Here is a 24,759-nt window from a genome sequence, read left to right as displayed (position 1 = left end):
GCCCGAACGGGGCAGTGCGTGTGACCCGCTGGATAACTATTTAGCGCCCTCGCGTTCGCGCCAACGGTGAACATCGTCGCGACCCTGGCCAGCGTCTGGTCAGGGCAAATTTGAGGGGATGTCATGGAACGACCTAAACGCGGTTGGCTCGGCGGCGACTTGAAGTCGGATGCGGTACTGCCGCCAGTGGGACCGGCCTTTGTCACCATGGATGATGCGGCTCGTTATGCCCATCAACAGATCGGCAGCCGGCGCGATATGGAGTATGGCGGGGTGATCCTGGAGAGCCTGGCGGACGGCTACTTCTATGCCACCAAGCCGATAGCGGGCGAGCGCAACAGCTTCGATCACTGGAAGGTGCTGAAAGTCGACAGCAATGGCCAGTACCTGCACCCACCAGGCTATCGGTGCGTGGCCGACTACCACTCTCACCCCGATATGTTCGATGAGTTTAAAGTCAATAACCCGGAGTTTTCCGAGCGTCAGGTCAGAGGGCTGAATGGCTTTTTTTCGGATATTGACCTGACCATCAATATTCTGGAGCGAGGTTTTTTTTCGGCCTCTTATCTGTCTGGCCCCGATGGCGGGTTGCTCAAGCATGTCACCACCGGTTCGGCTGAGGAGCAGCGTTTTGGTGTGTGGCTCGAGAAAAAGCTGCACTTCGGTCATGCGGATGGCCCGGCCGATAACAGCCCGGAGAGCTTCTTCAAGAAGGCCGCCAGCGTCAGCCAGTTGTCCATCGTGGTTCCCAGTGCGTTGTGGGGCGGCTCGACAGGAACAGTGCCCAGACAATGGCGGCCGTTTACAGCCTTTGTCTCGCGTACCTACGAGCTGCCGGCCTGCGGGCCCGTGTACGCCGGGCTTGATGCCCTGCTGGCCGTGTTGCAGCAAGGCGATCCACAGCGCACCTTCATCCTCAAGGATGCCAACAAAGAAGACTATGTGCTGGTCGAGCCCCCGGCCGGTGGGCCGGTTCCGGTGTCCATCCAGCAACTGTTCCCGCGCACGCCGGATGGTAGCCGCGTGTCACACGAGCGCTTCCATTGGGTCGCTGTGTATCTGGGGCGGCCCCCGGTGCCCCTGCGTCTCGCGCCCAAGGAAGCGTGGCTGTACCGTAACTTTTTTAGCCCGCAGGAGTTGGCGATCCAGCTTTACCATGGATTCCAGTCCAGGGATTTGCTGGGGCCGGAGCGTCGGCTGTTTTTCTATCGCAACCTCAATGATGGGGCGTTGTTGCAATACAGGTGTGCGTTCTCGACTGCCGAGGCTGAACTGTTTCGCGTCGAGCCGGACGGTCAGGTGGTGGATAACCAGATTGATTCGGCGCTGCTCGCGGGTACGCTGCGCCCTCGGGACTTCGTCCTGCGCGTGGCGGCAGGCGGGGCTCTGTCGGTGATCCGGGCCGGCAAGATCTGGGACAAGCTCGGTCCGGTCAACCCACAGTGGCGAGCCATCTCGCGGGTTCCCAAGCCCGTATTGAGTCCGCCCTTTGTCACGGCCGATGATGCTGCGCGCTGGGCTCACAACCGGATCGGCGATCGACGCGACAAGGAGTATGGCGGTGCGGTGCTGCAACAAGGCGCGCGTTATTTCGCCACGGAACCGGTGTCCGGTGAGTCGATTCAGTTTGATTTTCGCGCCATCATGGCCACCGATGAGCAGGACCACTTCATTGCACCGGCCGCCTTCAACTGCTACGCCTTTTACCACTCGCACCCGGCGGACTCTGAAGGTGAGCAGGGGTTGCTCACTCAGTTCACTCCCGATCAAGTGGCGACATTTATCAGTTTTTTTTCGTCGGCCGACCAGGCGTTTGTCATTGACAACCGCACGTTTGCCCCGGCCCATTACCTGTCGGGCCCGCAGGGCTCGTTGCTTAAGTACGTGAGCAGTGGTTCAACGACGGAACAGACGCTGCTCAAGCAACTGACCGGTAAGATGCAGATCCCGCCGATCACGGAGTTTGAAGGGACTATCTGGAATTTTGCCGATGCGGGCGACCTGCGGGTGGTGTTGCCCAACCGTGTCTGGGGCGGTGTTCGCGGTCGTGTCGCCAGAGGGTGGCGGGTCGGCGATCCGGTCGTCCCCAACGGTACCGTGCAGGAGCAGCCGTTCTTTACGCCGCAGGCCAACACGGGGCATGTCGCCGCGGTGATCGCCCTGAACCATATCAATGGCATGCCGGCGGGCGCTTACCAGGGCTTTGTACTCAAGCATCAGAACGCCCCGAGCTATATCGCTACCCTACCGGTTGCAGCAGGCATAACCCTGGCCAGTCTGTTCCCAGCCCGTGCCAACGGTCAGGCAAAACTGCCCTCAAATTATCGCCTGGTTGGCATTTACCGTAACGTGTTCGCCGCCGAGCTGAGTCCGTTACCGGCCAATGAAGCCTGGCTGTACAAGCGGTTTGCCCCACCTGCGGTTTGGGTGGAGGCCATGGCCCAGGCCCTCGCTACCTCCAGGTTGCAGATCGCCGAGTTGGGGCTCAAGTTGTATCTGCAAACCCCTGACCGGGCGCTGCTGCAGTGGCAGGTGCCGAGTGCGGACGCTGCCAACGAACTGTTTACCGTGGCCGGCCAGACGGTGACCGACAAAGGCAACCAGGCGGCACTGCTCGACGGCACGTTGTCGTCCCTGGAGTTCGTGCACCGGGTGATCCGTGCGGGCGAGTTGGACGTCATTCAGCAGGGCGATTTATGGAACGTACTGGGGCCGATGCATGACGGCGAGCGTCTGCCGCTGGGTTCGGGTACCACGTTGCTGAGTGCGGCATTCCTGACGGCGGATGATGCCGCGCGCCATGCCCACGAGAAGATCGGCTTTCGCCGAGGGACGGCCTTTGGTGGGTACATTCTCAAAAGGCCAGACGGGCGATTTGTGTTCACCGAACCTGTGACCATTCATGGCGGCGGCTTTTCCTCAGACCTGCTGCTCCCGAGACCGGGCGGTGGTTTGCTGGTGCCACCGGTGGGCCATGAGATTCATGCGCGCTACGCTTCCCATGGGGCGGTGTCCTTGAGTGACCTGGCCCGCCAGCGGCGCCTTGACTGGACCCTTGCGGACCTTGAGGTCAATGCCACAATGTTCTCAGATGTGGAGATCCGGGCGGTGATTGAATCCCGCCTGCCGGCCTACCTGAGCGGTTCGCCGAACAACCTGATCGGCTACACCCCCAGCGGCTCAGCCAATGAGTTGCTGGTGCTGAGCAACACCACCCGCGAGCCCGGCCAGCATGGTTATTTCGAGCGCCTGGAAACCGGCAAGCTCAAGCCGGTTGACATCGTTAGCCGCCTGGCGGATGCGGGTAGTCTGCAAGTGCTGGTCAGGAGCCTGTTGTGGGGGCCGCGCGGCAGGGTCTACAGCGACTGGACGCCCAACTTCGAGTATGCCCAGGTCGATCTGCAAACCCCGGCGTTTGGGGCGATCTTCAGTAGCCAGGACGCAGCGGCACTCAATGCTCACGTGCGCTGGTACGGCAGGAACCTGGATGCGCAGGCAGCGACGGCCTACATTCTCAAGCACCCTGAACACGAAGAATATGTGGTCAGCGAGCTGTTGCCGATCAAGCCGCCCGGGCGTTGGCTGAGCGACTCCTCCAGGGGCGCCGGGTATCTGGCCGGTGGCGATTTCGCCAAGGGGTTTGTACTCAAGGGCCTGCTGTATTCACAGCAATGGCTACCCGTGGGGCTGCCGACTTCCGAGGGCTGGCTGACCCAGTTCTTTGTCACCCCCGAGTTGTTGTTGCGTGCCGAAGAAGATGCCCGGTATTTGCCGCGATCTTCTTCGGGCCCCGACGTGTTGCCGGTGTATGTGTCGACCCTCGATGGCGCCTTGTTGCGTTATCAACCCCAGGCCTCTTCATTGCTCACGTCGGTCAACAATGGAGACGATGTGACGATCCAGGGCATGAACCTGCGTAGCGGCACCCTGGATATCCGCCGGTATGTCACGCTGATCGCCAAGGCCGGTGACCTGCGGGTGTTGTACAGCAGCCAGTGCTGGGATCGACGAGGGCCGGTAAGCAAAAACAACTCGACATGGCACCCCTACGAGCATTTTATCCGGCGTTGCCTGGGGCCGGTTTTCCAGGAGCAGGATGACGCGGTGCGCCATGTCTGCTCACGCCTGGATAATCACGATAATGGGTTGCTGGGAGGCGTGGTGCTCAAACGCCCGGACGGCCTGTTCGTGGCCACCGAACCGCTGAAGGTGCCGCGCGAAGACTTCGATCCCAAGTGGATTTTTCCCGATGAGGTAATCCCCACAGGAGGTTTTCCAGCCGGTCATACGATTGTCGCGCGTTACCGCACCAGCCCCGTGCGTGAGTTGCCGTTTGCCCTGGAGGTCACGCAAAAGAACGTCTACCGCAATATGCTTTCCACCCGAGTGATCAGCGCATCGCTGCAGTCGCCAGACACGCACCTGACCCGTGAGTATCTGTTAGGCACTGACGGCTGTGTGCTGAGTTATACCCGTAGCCACACAGCCCTCGAGGGGGCGCTGAAAAAAGCCCTGCTGCCATTGCACCCGCAACGTGCAGACTTGTTGGACAACCTTATCGAGCGCCAGATGCGCGAGGGCACGCTGACCCCGGTCGAATTCGTCACCCGGGTGGGCGAGGCCGGTGTATTGCGGGTGGTAACGGGAAGCAAGGTGTGGGGGCCGCCACGCCGGATCACCACGCCCTTTACTGCCAACGCCGATGTGCCTGAGCCGTTATGGATCAGGAACTCCCTGTCCGACCCACCGTTCAGCCCGCTCTTCACCCAGGAAGAGGACGCGGTACGCTATGCCCACGAGCACTGCCGGCACGGCGAGAACGTGCAGTTCGGCTACGTCTTCAAGTCGCACAAGTTGGGGCTTTATATGGTCAGCCTGCCGCTGGTGCGTGAGAGCTATCGCGACTATGGCCAGGTGTTCCCCCAGGGCCTGCTGCCCCAGGGGTATACCCTGGAAGGTCTCTACCTCTGCGCTACCAGTGAGTTGCTGACGCCGGTGGAGGACCCGTTGCACCAGGCATTCTTCCTGCCCACGGATTTTGATACGGGTCTACGCTTTTGCCTTCACGCGCTCAAGGACAAGAAACTCAGATTCTACCTGTCGTGCCCGGACGGCGGGCTGCTCAGGTATCAGTACCTCAGCACCGATGAGCAACTGGACACTCTCGGCACCTTGCAGACATTGCGCCAGCAGTTGCTGCAGGGTGAAACCCGTATGCTCGACTATGTGCGCAGCCTGGTTGCCAAGGGCAATCTGGACGTGTTGATCGAGGGCCGGGTCTGGTCTGGAACGACGCGGGTTTCCGCCGATTGGCAACCAGGCAGGGGACAGGGTTTCTATGAACTCTGGCAGGCCTGCAGTCCGCTGTTTTCCCATCCCGACGATGCGGCCCGAGGTTTGCAGCGCGGTCTTGCGCCGTATCGGGGCCAGGAGTATCTGGCTGCGGTGCTGAGCAATAGCACGCGCATCTCGTTTGTCGCCACGTTGCCGCAGGTAGCCGGTCTCGGTCTGGCGCAGCAACTGGCTCTTTTCTATACCGGGCACCATGGGCCAATACAGCCGCTGGTGCCGCCGGTTGGCCGCCCGGTGCCAGCACCGGTATTCCCGACGGGTTATCAAGTGGTCGCCGCCCAGCTTGTCTACAGTGCCATGCCAAGCACTCAAAGCAACGATCCCAATGAGCAGCGGCTGATAAACAACTTTGTCGGCCCGGCACTCCTCAGCTTGTTCATGCGTGCGTTACGTGCGTATGGGCGGCGAGGGGTAAGTGTTTACGTGTCGGTTCGCGAAGGGGCGCTACTCAAATACATTCCGAGTTATTCGCCGATGGAAGACGAAGTCATGGTGCGGGGTGTGGGGTCTCAGCCCAGTGATTTCCTGAAAGACCTGACCGGTAGCGGACAGCTTGTTGTACTGGATCGGGATGATTTCTGGAGGTACGAGGGGCGCCTGCTGGAAGCTCAGGTAGACCCACGCAGCTCAACCGAAGAAACCCAGATCGATGAAGCACTGGGGATGCGCGACCGGGATGAGTTGTAAGCCAGGGCCTTAGCGCCTGCGCATCAGGCCAATAAAAAACAACCCGCCAATTCAAGGTGGTGCTCGCCGCTGGGTGCGGCGAGCTGAGGTCTGCAGGAAGTGTTACGCGTTAACGCTTCCTGCGGCATGGACGAATCATATCGGGCCGGAAGTGGATTCACGTTGCCCGAACCACCGCGACAGCACCAGGCGATCCAATGCCCAGACCACGATCAACGAAGCGCCCACCAGCGGGAAAATAATCGCCAGCGCAAGCATGATCACCATTGCGGTTTTCCACTTCGGCAGGTCATGGCGCAGTGGCGGAACGCCCAGGCCGCCCTGGGGCCGGCGCTTCCACCAGATCACCACGCCACTCACGGCGCTGAGCAGAATCATCAGGCAGATCAGCAGCACGATCAGCTGGTTCACCCAGCCGAACATCTTACCCTCGTGCAGCATTACGCCTGTCTCGGTGGCCCGCGCCACGATGTTGTAGTGCTCCCAGCGCACATCGGCGAGGACCTTGCCGGTGTATTGGTCCACATGCAGGGTCGCGTCGTTGCGCGGGTCGTTGGCGAACACCGCAACGGTGAACACGCCCTCGGCAGTGGTCGGGAAGGTGATGCTGTAGCCAGGCTCGACTTTACGTGCAGTGGCCAAGTCCATTACTTGCTGCAAGCGCACCGTGGGCGCGGCGGGAGCGGCGTGCATGGCGCCATGGTTCATGTGTTCGGCATGGGCGCCGGACATCGGCATCGGCGTGTTTTCCATGGCCCAGGGCACGGTCTGTTGCGTCGCGGTGTTGAGCACCCGCGCCTGCTGATCGGATTGCGGCACGTTGTTCCACATCGCCGCCGGGAAGGTGTTCCAGAGATCGGCGTATTGCTTGCCCCAGAAGCCGGTCCAGGTCATGCCACTGATCAGCATTACCAGCAAAAACGCCGCGCCCCAGAAGCCGGCGACGGCATGCAGATCACGCCAGAACACGCGGCCACGGCTCGTGAAACGCGGCCATAACACCCCGGCCGACGTTTTGCCGCGCGGCCACCACAGGTACAGGCCGGACACCACCAGCATCACGCCCCAACCGGCGGCGAGTTCAATCAGGCGATCGCCGACGGTGCCGATCATCAGTTCGCCGTGCAGGGCGCGGGCGATGGCTTGCAGGTTGTTTTTTGCGTCCTGCTCACCGAGTACGGTGCCGCGATAGGGGTCGACGAACACCGTCACTTCGCGACCACCGTCGTGCATCACGAACTGCGCGCTGCTGGTGGCGTCGGCGGGTGGCAGGTACTTGCTGATCTTGCCCTGGGGAAAGGCCGCCTGGGCGCGTTGCAACTGCTCGTCGGCGCTCAGTGCGTGTTCGGCGCTTTGCACCTTGAGCAGGTCGCCGTACATCAGCGGGTCGAGCTGGGGCTTGAACAGGTAGATGATGCCGGTCAGGGCCAGCAGCACCATGAAGGGGGCGACGAAGAGGCCGGCGTAGAAGTGCCAGCGCCAGGCCAGGTTGTAGAAGGAGATTTTTTGAGTGGTCATCAGGGATGCTCCGCAAAGCTTGAATTTTTGTCGTTGGTCAGGCCGCCATCGGGGGCAAGCCCCCTCCCACATGTGGAGTGCATTCCAACTGTGGGAGGGGGCTTGCCCCCGATGCTTTTAGAAGCTCATGTCCACCTTGGTCCACAGGGTGCGCCCTGGTTCCTTGATGGCTTGCGGGTCGTTGGCCGGGTAGCCGAACCCGGCGTTGCCGGCCAGGTTCAAGTGCTCGGCGTAGGCCTTGCCGAACAGGTTGTCGACGCCCGTGCTGACCTTGAAGTTTTTGTTGATGCGGTACGCACCATTGAGCGAGAACACGCCAAAACCGCCGCTCTTGTCGTAGTCCTTGCCGACCACGTTGCCCTTGTTCTGGTCGATGCGGTTTTGTGCCGCCACTACCCGCCACAGGGCGCCGGCACTCCAGTCGTCCTCGCTGTAGGTCAGGCCGAAACGTGCATCCAACGGCGGCATTTGCGGCAAGGCCTTGCCGTCGCTGCTGTTCTTGCCCCAGGCGTAGGCGAGGGTGGCGTCGGCTTTCCAGTGTTGCGTCAGCGTGTAGGCCGCGCCCAGTTCGCCGCCCATGATGCGCGCGTCCACATTGCGCGCCTGGGAGGTGGTGCCCATCATCCCCGCCCGATAGTCGAACAGGATGAAATCACGTACCTGGCCGACGTAGCCCGACGCCCAGGCCTCCAGGTCGTCAGCCTTGTATTGCGCGCCGACGTCGAGCTGGGTGGTTTTCTCCGGCTTCACGCCGTCGAAGGCGTTGACCGAACCGACTGCGCCGGTGTTGGGCGAGAACAGCTCCCAGTAATCCGGGAAGCGTTCCGAGTGACCCAGGCCCGCGTAGAGGGTGGTAGGACTGTCGGCCAGGTCATGCTCGTAGCGCATAAAGCCCGAGGGCAGGGTATCGGCGCGGGTGTCGTCGGCGGTCGGGTTGGCGCGTGCACTCATCCCCGAGCCGGTGGTTTGCCGAAAGTCCTTGGCCGAGGCGCGGTCCAGGCGCGCGCCGGTGATCAGGCGGTCACGGTCGGCGGCGTACCAGGTGAGCTCGCCGAACACGCCGTAGTTGTGAAAATTGGCGTCCTTGACCTTGGGCAAATCCTTGTAGGTGTCGATGCCCATGCTGCTGCGTTGGCGATGCTCGTTGGTCTGCGCATCCAGGCCGCTGATCAGTTGCACATCGGCCCAACGCCAGGTGGCCTTGATGCGTGCGCCGAGGGTGCGGCGGTCGACGTTGGAGGCCATGGGCCCGGCCATCATCCCGGTGCCCGAGGGCGTGCGCAGGCTGTAGTTGTCCATCACGTGGTCGGCGTAGTTGTAGTAGACCTGGGCTTCGACCTTATCCAGCACTTCGCCGATATTCGATTTCTCGAAGCGCAGGCCCAGGCTTTCGCGCAGGAACTGCGAACCGTCCATGCCGCGCCCGGCGTAACGCGCTTCGCCGTCGCCACGGCCGGCGGTGAGCTCCAGCAGGGTGTCGGCATCCGGGGTGAAGCCGACGGCGACGTCGCCATTCCACTTGTCATAACGGGAGGCGACGGTGTCGTTGTTGCCGTCCTTGTAGTCATCGGCATGGGCCTGGTTGCCGATCACCCGCACATAGCCCAGCGGCCCGCCAGCGGCGGCATCGATGACCTTGTCGAAGCGCCCGTTGGAGCCGGCCAATACACTGGCATTGAGCCGCGTGCCGAGTTCACCGAAGTGCTCCGGTTCGCGTTCGAACAGGACGGTGCCGGCCGACGCGCCCGGGCCCCAGAGTACGGTTTGCGGGCCTTTGATCACGGTGAGCGTGTCGTAGGTTTCCGGCGAAATGTACGAGGTCGGTGCATCCATCCTGCCGGGGCAGGCGCCGAGCATCATGCTGCCGTTGGTGAGGATGTTCAGGCGCGAGCCGAACATGCCGCGCAGCACCGGGTCGCCATTGGTGCCGCCGTTGCGTACCAGGGCGAAGCCGGGGATGGTCTTAAGGTAGTCGCCGCCGTCGCTGGCGGGCACCGGTTGGCGCGGGTCCTTGGGGTTGGTGACCACGGTCAGCGGCGAGCTGGGGGCGATCGCCGTGATCACGGTGGGGGTCAGCTCGTGCTCGGCGTGTTCATCGGCCAGCGCGTGGGGGGCGAGCAGGGCGCCGCATAGGGCAGCGAGCACAGGGGTGCATCCCAAACGGGAGTCAGCAGTAAACCTGGACATGACAAATTCCATCAATCAATCGTAAACAACACGGCCAGCAGCCTGCGGCTGTCTGTCTAAAGTCGGCCGGGGTGAAGTAACGGTGTCAGGTGCTTACGAGGCGATGGGCGGGGCGCGGCTGCGCGCGCCGGGGAAGATGCTCTGCCGGGCATGGCCCAGGCGCGGGGCGGGGGTGAGGGCATTGGCCGGCGGCGGAGTGCCGATGGCCACGAATGACACGTTGCCAGGCAGCGCCGGGCAACTGAACAGCAGGTCGCAATAACCGCACTTGGCCCAGAGTGCGTGATGTTCGTCGGGGGCTTTAGGGTGGTGGCCTTCGCCATGCTCGCCGGGCATGTCCATGGACATTTCCATCGACATACCGGCGTGATGATCCATCGGCATCGCTTGGGAAATCAGCGGACCGATAAAGATCATCAGCATGGCGAACAGGCTGATCCAACTGCCGCGCATCACGCGGTGGTGTGGAGATAACCTGGCGCGGGGGGCGCCCATCGAACGTCAGCCTATTGGACGGGCTTATGTGCGTGGCCGGCCATCGGCGGCACTTTTTGCACCGACACTTCCACCACGACCTTGCCGGCTTTTTCGAAGGTCAGGGTCAGTGGGAATTGCTTGCCATCGGCCAGCACGCTGCGGTCCTTGAGGCCCAGCAACATCACGTGATACGCCATGGGCGCGAAGGTAAGGTCACCCTTGGCCGGTACGGCAACACTGGGCACTTGCTGCATCTTCATCAAGTCGCCCTGCATCACATGCTCATGCAGCTCAGCCTTGTCCGCCACCGGTGTGTCGACACTGAGCAAGCGATCCGGGCTTTCGCCGGTGTTATGAATCACGAAATACGCCGCGACGGTCGGCGCATTCGGCGGCAACTCCTGGGACCAGGGATTGCTGACCAGCAGGTCGCCGGCCTTGTAGTCTTCGGCATTGGCAGCACTGAACACCGGCAGCAGCAAGGCGGCCAGAAGCAGGGATGATTTGAGCATGGCAGTTCTCCAGAAGGGTTCTAAACGCAGTTGATGTGCGAAGAAGATCAGGCCGTTGGAGAGGCGCGGGGGTTAAGGCTCGGCCATTGCTGGCGCGGGGTTGGGGTTTGCAATGGGGTGTGTGGTTGACGCTGTAGCGTCTCGAATCGCGTGAGATACAACTGCGGCACATGCCCCGGCAACGCCACCAACGGCGCCGAGCCGGAGCAACACCAGCAATGCTGCATGGTGGAATGATCGTCCTGCTGCGGCGCCGGAATCTCCAGCTTGCCCAGGGCAATGGTCTTCAGGCTGGCGCCATTGGACGAACAGAAACTGCCCCACAGCAATTGCTGCACAGGGTCCTTGGACTGCTGCATCGCACTGGCCATCGGCATGGCAACGGCGTTGAACAGCACTGCAAGGCAGGCGATCCAGGCAATTGCAAAGCGTTGACGGGCCATGGCGGACAATCCGTAGGGTTAAACGATCAGGCGGGTATTTAGCCTGATCGGAGGGGATAAGTAAAAAGCGGTGGTGTGGTTTGGTGTCGCAGTGCTGGGTTTGAGGATAGACGGGGAATTGAGGGGATGCCGATCTTCAAGTCAACGGCCCTCCCACATTTTGGATTGTGTTTGGCTATTGCTTGGCGTTGAGCCTGCGAGTCGCGCGGGCGATGTCGGCTCGCGCCACCTTGATCAATGAGCCATCGCCTGGGTCTTCTTCGAGACAGGCTTCAAGGAAAGCATCCATCTCTTCTTGTGTGTGGAGATGGTCAGCAGCGTCGAAAACTGTGAACGTTGTCTTTCTGTCAGATAGGTATTGGGCTTTTTCCAGCCATTGGTTTAATCGAGCTGCGACTTCGGGTTCATCCAATTTTAGTTCGTCGGCCTCAAGGCTTAGCGCGTGCGCGAACTCTGGGTTCGCGATTATGTGCTCGATAATTGTGCTTTCAGCAGGTCGAGTCAGGTGCTGCGTACGGGGTTTGTTAGTCATGTGAACCTCATATTTACGCCGTAGGACAAAGCGGCGAGGATCATCGCCAAGGGTATGTGGTTCTAGGTAGTCAGCGGGTTCCGTTACGCATGTAGGTAAATTCTCCTTGATCCGCCGCGCAGCCCGAATATGAGGTCGTTCCACGGAAACTTCCGACAACTCTTTGAGGTTGCCGGTAGGAAACTCAATCTCTAGTCTCCGGACACCGCTGAAAACTCAGCGGACGGGCGTCGCGGCCCGGATTGATTAAGCATTGCCTCCTTTCAGTCGACGCTTTTTTATCGTCTACTGTGTGGCGCTATGGTGGCTGTGCGCGGGATACCTTCGGGTATGCCGGCTTCCTTGATCTCCGGTCCGCGAACCTGCGCACAGCTGCCACCCCCATCGCATCGCGGCGATCAGTGGCAGCTCCACTTAGATTAAGGAGCTTCACAATGATCAAACCCACCCCCAATCCCCCCGTCCGGCTGTTCACCGTGGCCGATGGCATCAGCACCGAAGACCTGTTGGTCAATCTCAGCGAAACACTCGCCTCGGCCAATGCGCTGAGTTGCGATCTGGCGTTTGACCTGGAAGGTCCGAAACGCGAGGAATTGCTGGGCGTTGCTCAGTTGATCGAACTGGCGCAGTTGTTGGCTGATCGGGTGCACAGCGGCGTTGGGCAGGTGTCCGCCGCGAGCAGCTAACAATGCAGTTCAAAATGTGGGAGGGGGCTTGCCCCCTCCCACATTTGAACTGAGTTGTTCAGGGAGATTGGATTGCCTGCAAGACCGCCGCCACTGTGGCGAACTCCCGGTCCACCGCCGCCAATACCGGCCGCTTCAACACCAACACCGGCACCCCCCGTTCCCGCGCCACTTCCAGCTTCGGTTCGGTGGCGGTACTGCCACTGTTCTTGCTGATCAGCACATCGATCCCGCGCCGTTCAAACAACGCGCGTTCATCTTCAAGCAGAAACGGACCGCGTGCGCCAATCACTTCACAGCGATCATTGCCGGGATACACATCCAGCGCGCGCAACGTCCAGAACTGCTCGGGCGGGATTTCATCAAGGTGCTGCAACGGCTCGCGACCCAAGGTGAACAATGGGCGCTTGAACGGTTTCAACGCCGCAACTAACTCGGCCCAATCACTGACCTCACGCCAATCGTCACCGGCCTGCGGCTGCCACGCCGGTCGGCGCAACGCCCAGCAGGGGACACCGCACAACTGCGCCGCCAGCGCGGCGTTCTGGCTGATCTGCGCCGCATACGGATGGGTCGCGTCGAGGATCAGGCTGATCTGTTCATCGCGAACAAACTGCGCCAAGCCTTCAGCCCCGCCATAACCGCCGACACGCACCTGACAGGTGAGATCGGTAGGCACACGTCCCACACCCGCCAGGCTGTAGATATGCGCCGGCCCCAAGGTGCGCGCGATAGCCAGTGCTTCGGTCACACCGCCCAGCAGCAGGATGCGTTTCATCGCGGCTTGACCACTTCCAACAGGGTGATGGGAAGCGCCTGCCGCCAGGTATCGAATTCACCCAGCGGCTGGGCCTGAGCGACGTGGATGCGGGTCAGTTCGCCGCCATGTTGAGCGCGCCAGTTCATCAAGGTCATTTCACTTTGCAGGGTGACGGCATTGGCCACCAAGCGACCGCCGGGGCGCAGGTGTTGCCAGCAGGTGTCGAGCACGCCATCGCGGGTGACGCCGCCGCCGATGAAGATGGCGTCGGGTGCTGTAAGGCCGTGCAACGCTTGCGGGGCTTTGCCACGAATCAACTGCAAACCGGGCACGCCGAGGGCGTCGCGATTGTGTTCAATAAGGTCCTGGCGGCCTTCGTCTGCTTCAATCGCCAATGCTCGGCAGCTCGGATGGGCGCGCATCCATTCGATACCGATGGAGCCACTGCCCGCGCCCACGTCCCACAGCAACTCGCCGGGCATCGGCGCGAGGCGAGCGAGGGTCATGGCACGTACATCGCGCTTGGTCAGTTGGCCGTCGTGCTGGAAGGCAGAATCGGGCAAGCCAGCGAGGCGCGACAGACGTGGTGTGTCGCTGGAGGCCTGGCAGTCGATGGCGACCAGGTTCAAATCGGCGACACAGGCGTGCTGCCAATCCTCAGCCAAACCGTCGATGCGCCGCTCATCCGCGCCGCCCAGGTGTTCAAATACTGTCAATCGGCTGGGTCCAAACCCGGATTCAGCCAACAACGAAGCAATCAACGCGGGACTGCCGCCGTCATTACTCAGTACCAATAAACGCACACCGGTGGCCAGATGCGCATTGATCGCCGCCACCGGCCGAGCCACGACGGACAGCGTCACCACCTCCTGCAACGGCCAGCCCAACCGCGCCGCCGCCAATGACACCGACGACGGCGCCGGCAAAATCAGCAGTTCTTCAGCCGCCACCTGCCGCGCCAGGCTGGCGCCCACGCCATAGAACATCGGATCGCCACTGGCTAGCACGCACACAGGCTCGCCACGCCGCGCCAGTACCGGTTCCAGGGAGAAAGGGCTTGGCCACAACTGGCGCTCACCGCGAATACACACCGGCAACAGGTCCAACTGGCGCTGACCACCTATAATCCGCGAAGCGCGCAACAGGGCATGCCGGGCATTCCTGCCCAGCCCCTTGAAGCCGTCTTCACCGATGCCTACAACCGTCAGCCAGGGCGACATATCAATTCCTTGAGCGACATCCGACGGGCAGGCTTTTCATGCCGCCGGACAAAGCAGGCATAATACCGCGCCTTTACCCGTCAACCGGTAGCCCCGTGAACCCAACGCCCGCTGTGAATACCTTGCGCCCCTCGGCTTGTCCGGGGTTGCTGCGTATCGTCCAGGCGTTGGATGGCGGTATTTGCCGGATCAAATTGGCCGGTGGCTCGATCAGCGCCGCCCAGGCCCATGCCGTGGCGGATGCAGCCCAGGCCTACGCGGGCGGGGTGATCGAGGCGACCAATCGTGCCAACTTGCAAATACGTGGGATCGGTGCCGAGCAAGACGCCTTGATTGCCATGCTGCTGGCTGCCGACCTGGGCCCGAGTAACGCTGCTGGCGACGACGTCCGCAACCTGATGCTCAGCCCCAGCGCCGGTATCGATCCGCAGATGCTGTTCGACACCCGGCCGCTGGCCGAGCAGATACTCGCCACCTTGCAAAATCATCCGCGTTTCCATGAGCTGTCGGCCAAGTTCGCCGTACAACTGGATGGCGGTGAAGCCTTGGCGATGCTCGAACATCATCATGATCTGTGGCTGTCGGCGTTCGTACGCAATGGCGAGACGCTCCTCGCGTTCGGCCTGGCAGGGTGTCCAGGACTGGATGCACCGTTGGCCGCCGTACCGCTGGAGCAGGGTCATGCGTTGGTGGTGGCGGTGCTGGAGGCGTTTCTTGACCTCGCCACCCCAGAACAAACCCGCATGCGCCATCTGGCTGTGGATAAGTTGCTGAGCCGCCTCAGCCTGTCGTTGCTGCCGGTCGACGGCTTCAAACGCCCGCCCAGCGGCGCGTTGCTGCACCTCGGAACGTATCCGCAAGCGCAGAACAATCAATTCTATGTCGCCGCCATCGCACCCTTGGGGCGCCTGGATTCGACGATGCTCAAGGGCGTCGCGCAACTCGCCGACGAACATGGCGACGGCACAGTGCGCTTCACCCCTTGGCAAGGTGTGCTGCTGCCCAACGTCGAAAAACCCCACGCCGTGACCCAACACCTGGAGCAATTGGGCTTTCTCTGCTCAGTCGACCAACCCCTGGCGCACATGATCGCCTGCACCGGCTCCAGCGGCTGCGGCAAGGCCCTCGCCGACACCAAGGCCGACGCCGTGCAATTGGCCGCGCTGCATCCCGGCCATGACGTGCACCTGTCCGGCTGCTCGCGCTCCTGCGCCGCCGCGCACGTTGCGCCGGTCACCTTGCTGGCGGTGAGCCCCGGCCACTACGACCTCTATTTTCGCGAGGCAGCCCAACCCGGTTTTGGCCGGCTGCACGCGCGCACTCTTTCCATTGAAGCGGCAGGCGCCTTGCTGCGCGCTCGCCCACGGAGCAACACCGATGATTGATTACATCCGCGACGGTCAGGAGATCTATCGCAACTCCTTCGCCATTATTCGCGCGGAAGCCAACTTGGAGCGCATCCCGGCCGACCTGGAGAAACTCGCGGTGCGGGTGATTCATGCGTGCGGCATGGTCGAGGCCATCGATGGCCTGCAGTTCTCCGACGGCGCGGGTAAGGCCGGGCGCGATGCGCTGGCCGCTGGCGCGCCGATTCTGTGTGATGCGCGGATGGTCTCCGAAGGCGTGACCCGTGCGCGCTTGCCGGCCAACAACCCAGTGATCTGCACCCTGCGCGATGACAGCGTGCCGGAGCTGGCACGGGAGCTGGGCAATACCCGTTCCGCCGCCGCCCTGGAGCTGTGGCGTCCGCACTTGGCAGGCAGCGTGGTGGTGATCGGCAATGCGCCGACGGCGCTGTTCTACCTGCTGGAGATGCTGGATGCCGGCGCGCCGAAACCGGCGTTGATCCTCGGCTTCCCGGTCGGGTTTGTCGGCGCTGCCGAATCCAAGGCCATGCTGGCGGCGGATAGCCGTGGCGTACCGTTTGTGATTATGCAGGGCCGTCTGGGCGGCAGTGCCATGGCCGCCGCGGCGGTGAATGCGCTCGCCACGGAGGTCGAATAATGCCGGCACGCGGACGTTTGATCGGCCTGGGCGTCGGCCCCGGCGACCCGGAGTTGATTACCGTCAAGGCCCTGCGCCTGCTGCGCGAATCGCCAGTGGTGGCGTATTTCGTGGCCAAGGGCAAGAAGGGCAACGCCTTCGGCATCATCGAAGACCACTTGGTGCCTCAGCAAACCTTGATGCCACTGGTGTACCCGGTGACCACCGAAGCGCTGCCGGCGCCGCTGTCCTACGAACAGGTGATCAGCGACTTCTACGACACCGCCAGTGTCGATGTGGCCGCGCACCTGGACGCCGGTCGCGATGTGGCGGTGATCTGCGAGGGTGATCCGTTCTTCTACGGCTCCTATATGTATTTGCATGACCGTTTGGCCGAGCGCTATGAAGCCCAGGTCATCCCCGGCGTGTGCTCGATGCTCGGCGGCGCCTCGGTACTCGGCGCGCCGTTGGTGTATCGCAACCAGAGCCTGTCGGTGCTGTCGGGGGTGCTGCCCCATGAAGACCTCAAGCGCCGCCTGGCAGATGCCGATGCGGCGGTGATCATGAAGCTGGGGCGCAACTTCCCCAAGGTGCGCCAGGTCCTCGAAGAACTTGGCCTGGCCGAGCGCGCGCTGTATGTGGAGCGCGCGACCATGGCCAACCAGAAAATCGTGCCGCTGGACCAGGTGGAGCCGATGTCTTCGCCGTACTTCTCGCTGATCATCGTGCCGGGTGAAAGGTGGCAAGGTTGATGAACCCGGAGATTGTCATTCTGGGCCAGGGCAGCCTGGCCACCGCGCGCAGGATCCAGCAGGTTTACCCTGGCGCACTGATCCACGGACTGGTCGGGCGAGTTGAAGGTGCCGACCAGACTTACCGCGAATTTGGCGCGACCCTGCGTCAGCTGTACCAGCAGGGCTCGCCGCTGATCGCCCTGTGTGCGGCGGGCATCGTGATCCGCACCCTGGCGCCGCTGCTGCTGGAGAAGGGCGAGGAGCCGGCCGTACTGGCTGTGGCGGAGGATGGCAGCGCCGTGGTGCCGTTGCTCGGTGGCCTTGGTGGTGTGAACGTCATGGCGCGTGACATCGCAGCGGCCCTAGGCGTTGCTGCGGCGATCACCACCAGTGGCGAGCTGCGCTTCGGTACCTGCCTGCTCAACCCGCCTGCGGGTTATGAACTGGCGGATCTGGAGCTGGGCAAGCGCTTTGTCTCGGACCTGCTGGCCGGCGAAAGCGTGCGTATCGAAGGTGCGGCGCCGTGGTTGGATCAGGCGAATTTGCCCCAGGACCAGCACGCGCATTTAGCCATCCATGTGGGGAATGCCGAGCGCGCGCCCGCCGCCAACGAGTTGCTGATTTATCCGAAGAATGTGTGCGTGACCTGCCAGCCGGGTGCGCAGTTGGCGGAGCGTGTCCGCACGGCGTTGCACGAGGCGGGTATCGCCGTGCAATCCCTGGCCTGCCTGTTGGCCAGTGATCGGCAGATGGCCGAAGCGTCGCTGCATGAAGCCGCGTTGCAGTTGGGTGTGCCGCTGCGCTTTGCCGAGGTGACGCCAGGCGCAGACATCGCCATCAGCGTTGCCGAGCAGCCTCTGGACCTGGCCCAGGTCGGCCGCCGCCGTGGTCGCCTCGCCGTGATCGGTCTGGGCCCTGGCGCCGCCGAGTTGATGGTGCCGGCGGTCAAGGCCGAACTCGCGCGTTGCACCGATGTGTTGGGCTATGAAACCTACGTGCGCATGGCCGGACCGTTCCGTGACGACCAAGTACAGCACTGCACCGATAACCGCGAAGAGATGCAACGCGCCCGCCACGCGTTTGAGCTGGCCGCGCAGGGGCGCTCGGTGGTGGTGGTGTCGTCCGGCGACCCCGGCGTCTTCGCCATGGCTGCGGCGGTGATCGAGGCGTTACACGAGTCCAGCGACCCGGCGTGGCACCAGGTTGACCTGGAAATCCTGCCGGGCGTTTCGGCCTCCCTGGCCACCGCCGCCCAGGCCGGTGCGCCGCTGGGCCATGACTTCTGCGTGATGTCGCTGTCGGACAACCTCAAGCCTTGGTCGATTATCGAAAAGCGCCTGGACCTTGCGTCCCAGGCCGATCTGGCCCTGGCGTTCTACAACCCGATCTCGCGTTCGCGGCCGTGGCAGCTGGGGCGCGCCCTGGAAATCGTCGCGCAGCACCGCACGCCTGAAACCCCGGTGGTGCTCGGCCGCGATATTGGTCGTCCGGGCCAGACTTTGCGCGTCACCACCCTGGGGCAACTCACGCCAGACCAAGTCGACATGCGCACCATGGTGTTGATCGGCTCATCCACCACCTGCACATTCCCTCGCGCCGGTGGCGGTGAATGGGTCTATACGCCGCGCTGGTACGGCGAAAAGCCCACGTCCTGAAAACGCCTGGGCGGCCGCACGAAAGCTCCGAATGACAACGGGTGATGATCTGTTGTCGCTCGGGGCTTTTTCTTTTTTGAATCACGAAAGCCGGAAGGCCTGGAGGCGCGCCCCGTCATTGCTGGGCAGCGTTTTTTGCCGGGGGCCGGCAAGCGATGTTTGTGGCCTGGAAGAGCCGCCGGTGACTGGACTAGTGTGGACACAAGCCCCGCGTTGGGGTGTTTGTGGAGAACCGAACATGGAGCGACATCACAGAAGGATCAACAACACAAAACGGCGCAAGTTGATTGCCGCCTACACATTATCCAGGGCGCCAGGCGTGCAGCCCTCATTGCCGCTCGACACGGAGGACGACAGCAACGCGGCGGTGGTCAACAACAGTGTGATTTCGTTTGCCGAGGGCTTGTCCGGGCTGAACCGGGAGTACATCCGCAAAAGCTATCTGCTGGCCAGCAGTTACGTCAGCGATGTATTGAAAATCCACCGAGGTACCGAGGCCTGGTACGACGAATTTATCAAGGTGATGATCAGTCTGGGCTGGCTGCCGGTGCGCAGCAGTTTCGAGCGGGTCTCTCATTCGGGCAAGGGCCTGACGGTGCAACTGGCCGCACTGAATATCATCAGCGCGATGTTGGCGACAATCTCGGTTTCGGCGCCGTTGATCGCGGCGCTGCCGAAGCTGGCGGCCGATGCACTGGAAGCGCTGAAGCAGCAACCGAGCTCTTTCGAACTGTTCAAGCGCAACAGCACGGTGCATCAGGGCGGTGATTTCGGCCTGGCGTCCTGCGCCGAAACGGACGGCGAATTGATGATGGTGCTGGTGACCTACAGCACCCAGGGCGTGAGCAAACAGGTGGGGCTGCCGTTCCTGGAATGGGACAGTTCCTCGTTCGAGGCTTTCAGTGGGCAAACCTGCCTGGTGCTGAATACCTCGGTGGTCAACGAAAAAACCATCCAACTGATGCGCGAGAGCGCGGGCGACAAGGTGCAGTTGGCGATTGCCAAGTACCGTATCTAAGGCACCAGGTAACCGCGCACGCCGGTAAAGATGATCTGCGCGGCGAGGGCGCATACGAACAACCCCATTAACCGACTGACAATTTGTAAGCCTTGGTCACCGAGAATCCGTTCGATACGGTTGGACAGGTACAGCACCACGCCCACCGTGAGGCTGGCCAGGGCGATGCTGAGGATGGCGGTGAGCTTGTCGTCCCAGTGCGGTTGGCTGACGCCCATGACCAACAGCGCACCAATGGTGCCGGGGCCGACTGTAAGGGGGATGGTCAGCGGCACGATGGTCACGTCCTGCTGCACGTTGTCGGTCTGCACCGCCGACTTGCCTTGGGCCATGCCCAGGGCGGAGATAAACAGCACACTGCCGGCACCGATGCGGAAGGCATCCACGGTGATGCCGAACACGCTGAAGATCACCCGGCCGAACAGGTAGAGCAACACGCTCGACACCAGGGTTGCCAGCGCCACTTTCCAGGCCAGGCGCCGCCGCTCTTTGCTGGAATAGCCACGGGTCAGGCTGATAAAGCAGGACAGCACGAAGAACGGGCTGTAGAGCACCAGCATCTTCAGGTAAACGCTGAATAACACGTGGAGCATGGGGGTGGCTCGCGGGCGGGGAAAGTGTGGAGAGTCTAACAGGCGATACAGAGCAAATGTGGGAGGGGGTTGCCCCTCCCACATGGGGAAAACATTTCAGATCAAGAGGACGCGTGCTCAGGCCGTTGTTGACGCTGCGCCACCCAGTACTCCACCAGCTCACGCAACTGCGACAACTCCACCGGTTTGGCCATATGCCCGTCCATGCCGGCCTGGCGTGCGCGTTCTTTGTGTTCCGAGAGGATATGCGCGGTGAGCGCCACCACCGGCGTGCGAATGCGCTGGTGGCTGACTTCCCACGCGCGCAGTTGCTGGGTGGCCGAGAAACCATCGAGGATCGGCATCTCGCAGTCCATCAACACCAGGTCGTAACGCTGGGCCTTCATCGCCTCCAGCGCTTCTTCACCGTTGCTGGCCGTGTCCGGGTTGAGGTTGAGCTTGCCGAGCATGCCGCGAATCACTTTGGTGGAGATGCTGTTGTCTTCGGCTACCAGGATCTTGAAATCGCTGGGCACGATTACCGCCGCCGGGGCGCTGAGGGACGCGCGGGGCTGCACGCCACCTTTGCTGCGCTGGGTCAACTCATCCGCCAAGGTGGTCTTGAGGGTGTAACCGGCGACCGGCTTGGCGAGGATGCGCTTGATCCCGCAGTTGCGCGCGATGACCTTGCTCGGCGCATTGCTGATGCCGGTGAGCATGATCAGCAGGATGTCGTGGTTCAGGCTCGGGTCTTCCTTGATCTTCGCGGCCAGTTGCATACCGGTCATGCCGGGCATGTTCTGGTCCAGCAGCACCACATCGAAGTAATCGCGCAGGTGCGCCTTGGTGCGCAGCAGCGCCAGGGCCTCTTTGCCCGACGGTACCGCGCTGACATTCAGGCCCCAGGCCGTGCACTGCTGCACCAGCACTTTGCGACATGTGTCGTTGTCGTCCACCACCAGCACGCGCGCGCCTTTGAGCGGGCCATCGAGGTCGGAGGTGGGGTGTTCCAGGCGTTCCGGGTCCAGCGGCAGGGTCAGCCACAGCGTGCTGCCTTGATGGCTGCCGCTCTTGATGCCGAATTCGCCGTTCATCAACAGGATCAATTGGCGCGCGATCACCAGGCCCAGGTGGCCGCTCAAACGGGTCGCCGAGAGGAAATTCTTGCTGTGCAGTTCGCTGTGCAGCAAGGCTTCGCGTTCGGCGGCTTCCATTGGCAGGCCGCTGTCCTGCACGGCAATGCGCAGGCGCGGCTTGGTGCTGCGGTCGTCCAGGGCGACGACGATCAGCACTTCGCCTTCGTCGGTTTTGTGCAGGGCGTTTTCCAGCAGGCTCAGCATCGTCTGGCGCAGGCGTGTCGGGTCACCGCTGATGACGCGCGGCACCTGGGGCTGGATAAAGCTGATCAACTCGACATTCTGCTGTTCGGCTTTGGCGCGGAAGATGCTCAGGCAGTCTTCGATCAGCGCATTGAGGTCGAACTGCACGTCATCCAGTTCGATCTGCCCGGATTCGAGCTTGGAGATGTCGAGAATCTCGTTGATCAGCGTCAGCAGTTCGTTCCCGGCGCTGTGGATGGTTTGCACGTAGTCGCGCTGCTTCACCGACAGCGGCGTGCCCAGCAGCAGTTCGGTCATGCCCAGCACGCCGTTCATGGGGGTGCGGATTTCGTGGCTGATCTTCGCCAGGAATTCGGCCTTGGCAGCGATCTCGGCATTGCTCGCGGCCAGGTCGCGGCTGAGGCTGAAGCGGGCTTCGACAATGGCGCGCTGGCGCTCGCCGAGGGCCAGGCTCATCAACAGGCCGCTCAGGCAGATAAAGGCCAGCAGGGTCACGATCAGACCCTGGGGCGACACCATCGTCAGCCCCAGTAACGCCGGGAGGATGATCAGCGTACCGATGTTGAACACCACCATGCCTGCCACGAACAAGCGCGCCGGGCGGTAGCCTTTCTGCCAGTGACACGCCGAGACAAACAGCATGCTCAGGCCGGCCAGGGCCACCAGCGCGTAGGTGATGATGTTCAGTGGCAGGGTGTTGACGAACAACAGCAACAGGCCGCACAGCACGATAAACAGGATGTCGGCCATCAACAGCTTGTTCAGCGGGTGCGGACCGAGGGGCATGAAGAAGCGATAGGCAAACATCAGTCCGCACGGCGCGGTCAGCAGCAGGGCCAGGTAGGCCCCTGGGGTCTGGACCGCGTGCCAGTTCGGCAACCAAGGGCCCACCAGGTTGAGCAGCAGCGCCAGGCTGAGCATCAGCAGCAGTTCGCAGGCCGCCAACCACAGGCTGCTGCGCGAGCGATGGTAGGCGAAGCGCGTCAGGTTATGCAGGATCAGCATCAGCAGGCAGCCGAACAGCAGGCCGTAGATCAGTGACTGGGTCTGGTCCGCAGCGGCCAGTACGGCCGGTTCCAGGGTGATATAGGGGCGCAGTTCGTGTTCCGAGACCAGGCGCAGGTAGACGTCGAGGGGCTTTGGGCTCTGTGGCATCGGCAGCATGAAGTCGCTGCTGGGCAATGGGCGTTCCGCCTGGGGCTGGCGGGTGCCAGTGCTTTGCTGCTCGACCAGGGAGTCGCCGTCCAGCACATAGAGGTTCAGGTGCGACAGGTCCGGGGCGAATATCCGCAGCACTTGCTCGTGCTTGCCGGGCTGCAGCTTGAAACGTACCCACAACGCGCCGTCCGGTGCCGCTGCGGTAATGCGGTCCAGTTCGATGGGGCTGAATTGATTGGTGTAGCGCGAGGAGCGGATGTCGCTCAGCTGCAGGTCAGCCTGTTCATCAAGCAATACTGCCCAGCCACTGCCTTGCGCGGCGGCCTGGGCCGGAAACAAGCAGAGCAGTGTCAGCAGACTGACAGTAAAACCTATGGCGATCCTGAGCCAGCGCACGGCGAAATCCCTTCGTAGGTTGATGCACGGTTAACTATGCGCGGGGAGGCCTGTATACGGCAAGGGCCAGAGGCCCTTGCCTAACCGAACGGATAGCTAGTGTTACTGGCTTTCGCCACGTTCACGGGCAATGGCGCGGTAGCCGATGTCCGTGCGGTAGAAGCAGCCTTTCCAGTCGATTTTTGCCGCTAGCTTGTAGGCTTGTTGCTGCGCAGCGTCGACGCTGGCGCCCATTGCGGTGGCGCACAGGACACGACCGCCGGCGGTGACAACCTTGCCGTCCTTGAGCGCGGTGCCCGCATGGAACACCTTGCCTTCCAGCGTAGCCGCCGCGTCCAGGCCTTCAATCACATCGCCCTTGGCGTAGTCGGCCGGGTAACCTCCGGCGGCCAGCACGATGCCGACGCTCGGACGTGGATCCCACTGCGCTTCAACCTTGTCCAGGGCCTGGGCCAATGCGGCTTCCACCAGCAGCACCAGGCTCGATTGCAGGCGCAGCATCACCGGTTGGGTTTCCGGGTCGCCGAAGCGGCAGTTGAACTCGATGACTTTCGGGTTGCCGGCTTTGTCGATCATCAGACCGGCGTAGAGGAAGCCGGTGTACACATTGCCTTCGTCGGCCATGCCACGCACGGTTGGCCAGATCACCAGGTCCATCACGCGCTGGTGCACGTCGGCGGTGACCACCGGGGCAGGGGAGTAGGCACCCATGCCGCCGGTGTTCGGGCCGCTGTCGCCGTCGCCGACGCGTTTGTGGTCCTGGCTGGTGGCCATCGGCAGCACGTTCTTGCCGTCGACCATCACGATAAAGCTGGCTTCTTCGCCATCGAGGAATTCCTCGATGACAACGCGCGAACCGGCATCACCAAAGGCGTTACCGGCGAGCATGTCACGCACGGCGTCTTCGGCTTCCTGCAGGGTCATGGCGACGATCACGCCTTTACCGGCGGCCAGGCCGTCGGCCTTGATCACGATTGGCGCACCTTTTTCACGCAGGTAAGCCAGGGCCGGCTCGATCTCGGTGAAGTTCTGGTAGTCGGCAGTCGGGATCTTGTGGCGCGCGAGGAAATCCTTGGTGAAGGCTTTCGAGCCTTCCAGTTGGGCCGCGCCGGCGGTGGGGCCGAAGCAATCCAGGCCACGGCTGCGGAACAGGTCCACGACACCGGCAACCAGTGGGACTTCCGGACCGACGATGGTCAGGGAGACGTTTTTCTTGGCGAAGTCGGCCAGTTGCTCAAGGGCCAGCACGTCGATAGCGACGTTTTCGCACTTGGCTTCGATGGCGGTACCGGCGTTGCCGGGGGCGACGAAAACTTTCTGGACGCGTGGGTCCTGGGCAACTTTCCAGGCCAGGGCGTGTTCACGGCCACCGCTGCCAATGATCAAAACATTCATTTCAAAAACCTCTGTGAAACGCTGTGCTTTCTGTAGGAGCGAGGGGGACGCCTAGTTCTTGCTCGCGAAAAGCCCGAGAACGCCACGGGGAGTCAGATGCCCCCCGCTATCGTTGACGATCTTCGCGAGCGAGA

General features: G+C 62.4%; 18 protein-coding genes. 7 read left to right on the top strand and 11 right to left on the bottom strand.

Annotated elements, in window-relative coordinates; all coding sequences use genetic code 11:
* Window positions 1-123 precede the first annotated feature (123 nt).
* Window positions 124-6,039: a DUF4329 domain-containing protein gene (locus J1G35_RS25170; RefSeq protein ID WP_223016318.1), complete on the top strand. Its 5,916-nt coding sequence runs from the start codon at window positions 124-126 to the stop codon at window positions 6,037-6,039.
* Between the two features lie 135 nt (window positions 6,040-6,174).
* On the opposite strand, the gene J1G35_RS25165 is transcribed toward J1G35_RS25170, so the two are convergent.
* From J1G35_RS25165 to J1G35_RS25140, 6 genes are all read right to left on the bottom strand, one after another.
* On the bottom strand, window positions 6,175-7,557 hold the full coding sequence (locus J1G35_RS25165; protein ID WP_223016317.1) for a PepSY domain-containing protein: 1,383 nt from the start codon (window positions 7,555-7,557) through the stop codon (window positions 6,175-6,177).
* A gap of 117 nt (window positions 7,558-7,674) precedes the next feature.
* Window positions 7,675-9,744 carry a TonB-dependent copper receptor gene (locus tag J1G35_RS25160; protein WP_223016316.1) on the bottom strand — a complete coding sequence of 690 codons (2,070 nt, stop codon included), beginning with the start codon at window positions 9,742-9,744 and terminating at the stop codon, window positions 7,675-7,677.
* Window positions 9,745-9,837: 93 nt separating this feature from the next.
* Window positions 9,838-10,239, bottom strand: a complete 402-nt coding sequence (locus J1G35_RS25155; protein WP_223016315.1) for a DUF2946 domain-containing protein — start codon at window positions 10,237-10,239, stop codon at window positions 9,838-9,840.
* An 11-nt stretch (window positions 10,240-10,250) separates the two neighbouring features.
* The gene (locus tag J1G35_RS25150; protein ID WP_223016314.1) at window positions 10,251-10,733 is read right to left on the bottom strand and encodes a copper chaperone PCu(A)C; all 483 of its coding nucleotides are present in this window, start codon (window positions 10,731-10,733) and stop codon (window positions 10,251-10,253) included.
* 47 nt (window positions 10,734-10,780) lie between these two features.
* Window positions 10,781-11,176: a DUF2946 domain-containing protein gene (locus J1G35_RS25145; RefSeq protein WP_223016313.1), complete on the bottom strand. Its 396-nt coding sequence runs from the start codon at window positions 11,174-11,176 to the stop codon at window positions 10,781-10,783.
* 175 nt (window positions 11,177-11,351) lie between these two features.
* The gene (locus J1G35_RS25140; protein ID WP_223016312.1) at window positions 11,352-11,708 is read right to left on the bottom strand and encodes a hypothetical protein; all 357 of its coding nucleotides are present in this window, start codon (window positions 11,706-11,708) and stop codon (window positions 11,352-11,354) included.
* A gap of 434 nt (window positions 11,709-12,142) precedes the next feature.
* Between J1G35_RS25140 and J1G35_RS25135 the strand changes: the two genes are divergently transcribed.
* Window positions 12,143-12,394 (top strand): DUF6124 family protein, encoded by a 252-nt coding sequence (locus tag J1G35_RS25135; RefSeq protein ID WP_150056059.1) that lies wholly within the window; start codon window positions 12,143-12,145, stop codon window positions 12,392-12,394.
* A gap of 58 nt (window positions 12,395-12,452) precedes the next feature.
* Here the strand turns inward: J1G35_RS25135 and J1G35_RS25130 are convergent, their stop codons facing one another.
* Together J1G35_RS25130 and cbiE are read right to left on the bottom strand one after the other, a co-directional pair.
* On the bottom strand, window positions 12,453-13,172 hold the full coding sequence (locus J1G35_RS25130; RefSeq protein ID WP_223016311.1) for a cobalt-precorrin-6A reductase: 720 nt from the start codon (window positions 13,170-13,172) through the stop codon (window positions 12,453-12,455).
* Window positions 13,169-14,374, bottom strand: coding sequence for a precorrin-6y C5,15-methyltransferase (decarboxylating) subunit CbiE (gene cbiE, locus J1G35_RS25125; protein WP_223016310.1), 1,206 nt, complete (start codon window positions 14,372-14,374; stop codon window positions 13,169-13,171). Before cbiE ends, J1G35_RS25130 begins: the two co-directional genes overlap by 4 nt.
* Window positions 14,375-14,412: 38 nt before the next feature.
* Here cbiE and cobG point away from each other — a divergent pair, with 38 nt between their 5' ends.
* The 5 genes from cobG to J1G35_RS25100 all read left to right on the top strand — a co-directional run bounded on the left by cobG (window position 14,413) and on the right by J1G35_RS25100 (window position 19,764).
* A complete protein-coding gene (gene cobG / locus J1G35_RS25120; protein WP_223016309.1) occupies window positions 14,413-15,759 on the top strand; it encodes a precorrin-3B synthase in 1,347 nt (448 codons plus the stop codon).
* Entirely contained in the window at window positions 15,752-16,378 is a 627-nt protein-coding gene (locus tag J1G35_RS25115; protein WP_053134590.1) for a precorrin-8X methylmutase, read from the top strand. Before cobG ends, J1G35_RS25115 begins: the two co-directional genes overlap by 8 nt.
* Window positions 16,378-17,109 (top strand): precorrin-2 C(20)-methyltransferase, encoded by a 732-nt coding sequence (locus J1G35_RS25110; protein ID WP_053134593.1) that lies wholly within the window; start codon window positions 16,378-16,380, stop codon window positions 17,107-17,109. The genes J1G35_RS25115 and J1G35_RS25110 overlap by 1 nt, the downstream gene beginning before the upstream one ends.
* Window positions 17,109-18,746 carry a precorrin-3B C(17)-methyltransferase gene (gene cobJ, locus J1G35_RS25105; RefSeq protein WP_223016308.1) on the top strand — a complete coding sequence of 546 codons (1,638 nt, stop codon included), beginning with the start codon at window positions 17,109-17,111 and terminating at the stop codon, window positions 18,744-18,746. The genes J1G35_RS25110 and cobJ overlap by 1 nt, the downstream gene beginning before the upstream one ends.
* A 238-nt stretch (window positions 18,747-18,984) precedes the next feature.
* Window positions 18,985-19,764: a hypothetical protein gene (locus tag J1G35_RS25100; protein ID WP_223016307.1), complete on the top strand. Its 780-nt coding sequence runs from the start codon at window positions 18,985-18,987 to the stop codon at window positions 19,762-19,764.
* On the opposite strand, the gene J1G35_RS25095 is transcribed toward J1G35_RS25100, so the two are convergent.
* From J1G35_RS25095 to purD, 3 genes are all read right to left on the bottom strand, one after another.
* Window positions 19,761-20,357, bottom strand: a complete 597-nt coding sequence (locus tag J1G35_RS25095) for a MarC family protein (protein WP_003171467.1) — start codon at window positions 20,355-20,357, stop codon at window positions 19,761-19,763. The genes J1G35_RS25100 and J1G35_RS25095 overlap by 4 nt on opposite strands.
* A 101-nt stretch (window positions 20,358-20,458) precedes the next feature.
* A complete protein-coding gene (locus tag J1G35_RS25090; RefSeq protein ID WP_053134604.1) occupies window positions 20,459-23,230 on the bottom strand; it encodes a hybrid sensor histidine kinase/response regulator in 2,772 nt (923 codons plus the stop codon).
* 102 nt (window positions 23,231-23,332) lie between these two features.
* On the bottom strand, window positions 23,333-24,625 hold the full coding sequence (gene purD / locus J1G35_RS25085) for a phosphoribosylamine--glycine ligase (RefSeq protein ID WP_223016306.1): 1,293 nt from the start codon (window positions 24,623-24,625) through the stop codon (window positions 23,333-23,335).
* Between the last annotated feature and the right edge of the window lie 134 nt (window positions 24,626-24,759).

Source organism: Pseudomonas sp. SH10-3B (genome assembly GCF_019891415.1).
In the GTDB taxonomy this organism is placed as follows: domain Bacteria; phylum Pseudomonadota; class Gammaproteobacteria; order Pseudomonadales; family Pseudomonadaceae; genus Aquipseudomonas.
Note: the sequence above shows the minus strand (reverse complement) of the source record. Positions and strands in the feature narration are given on the sequence as shown.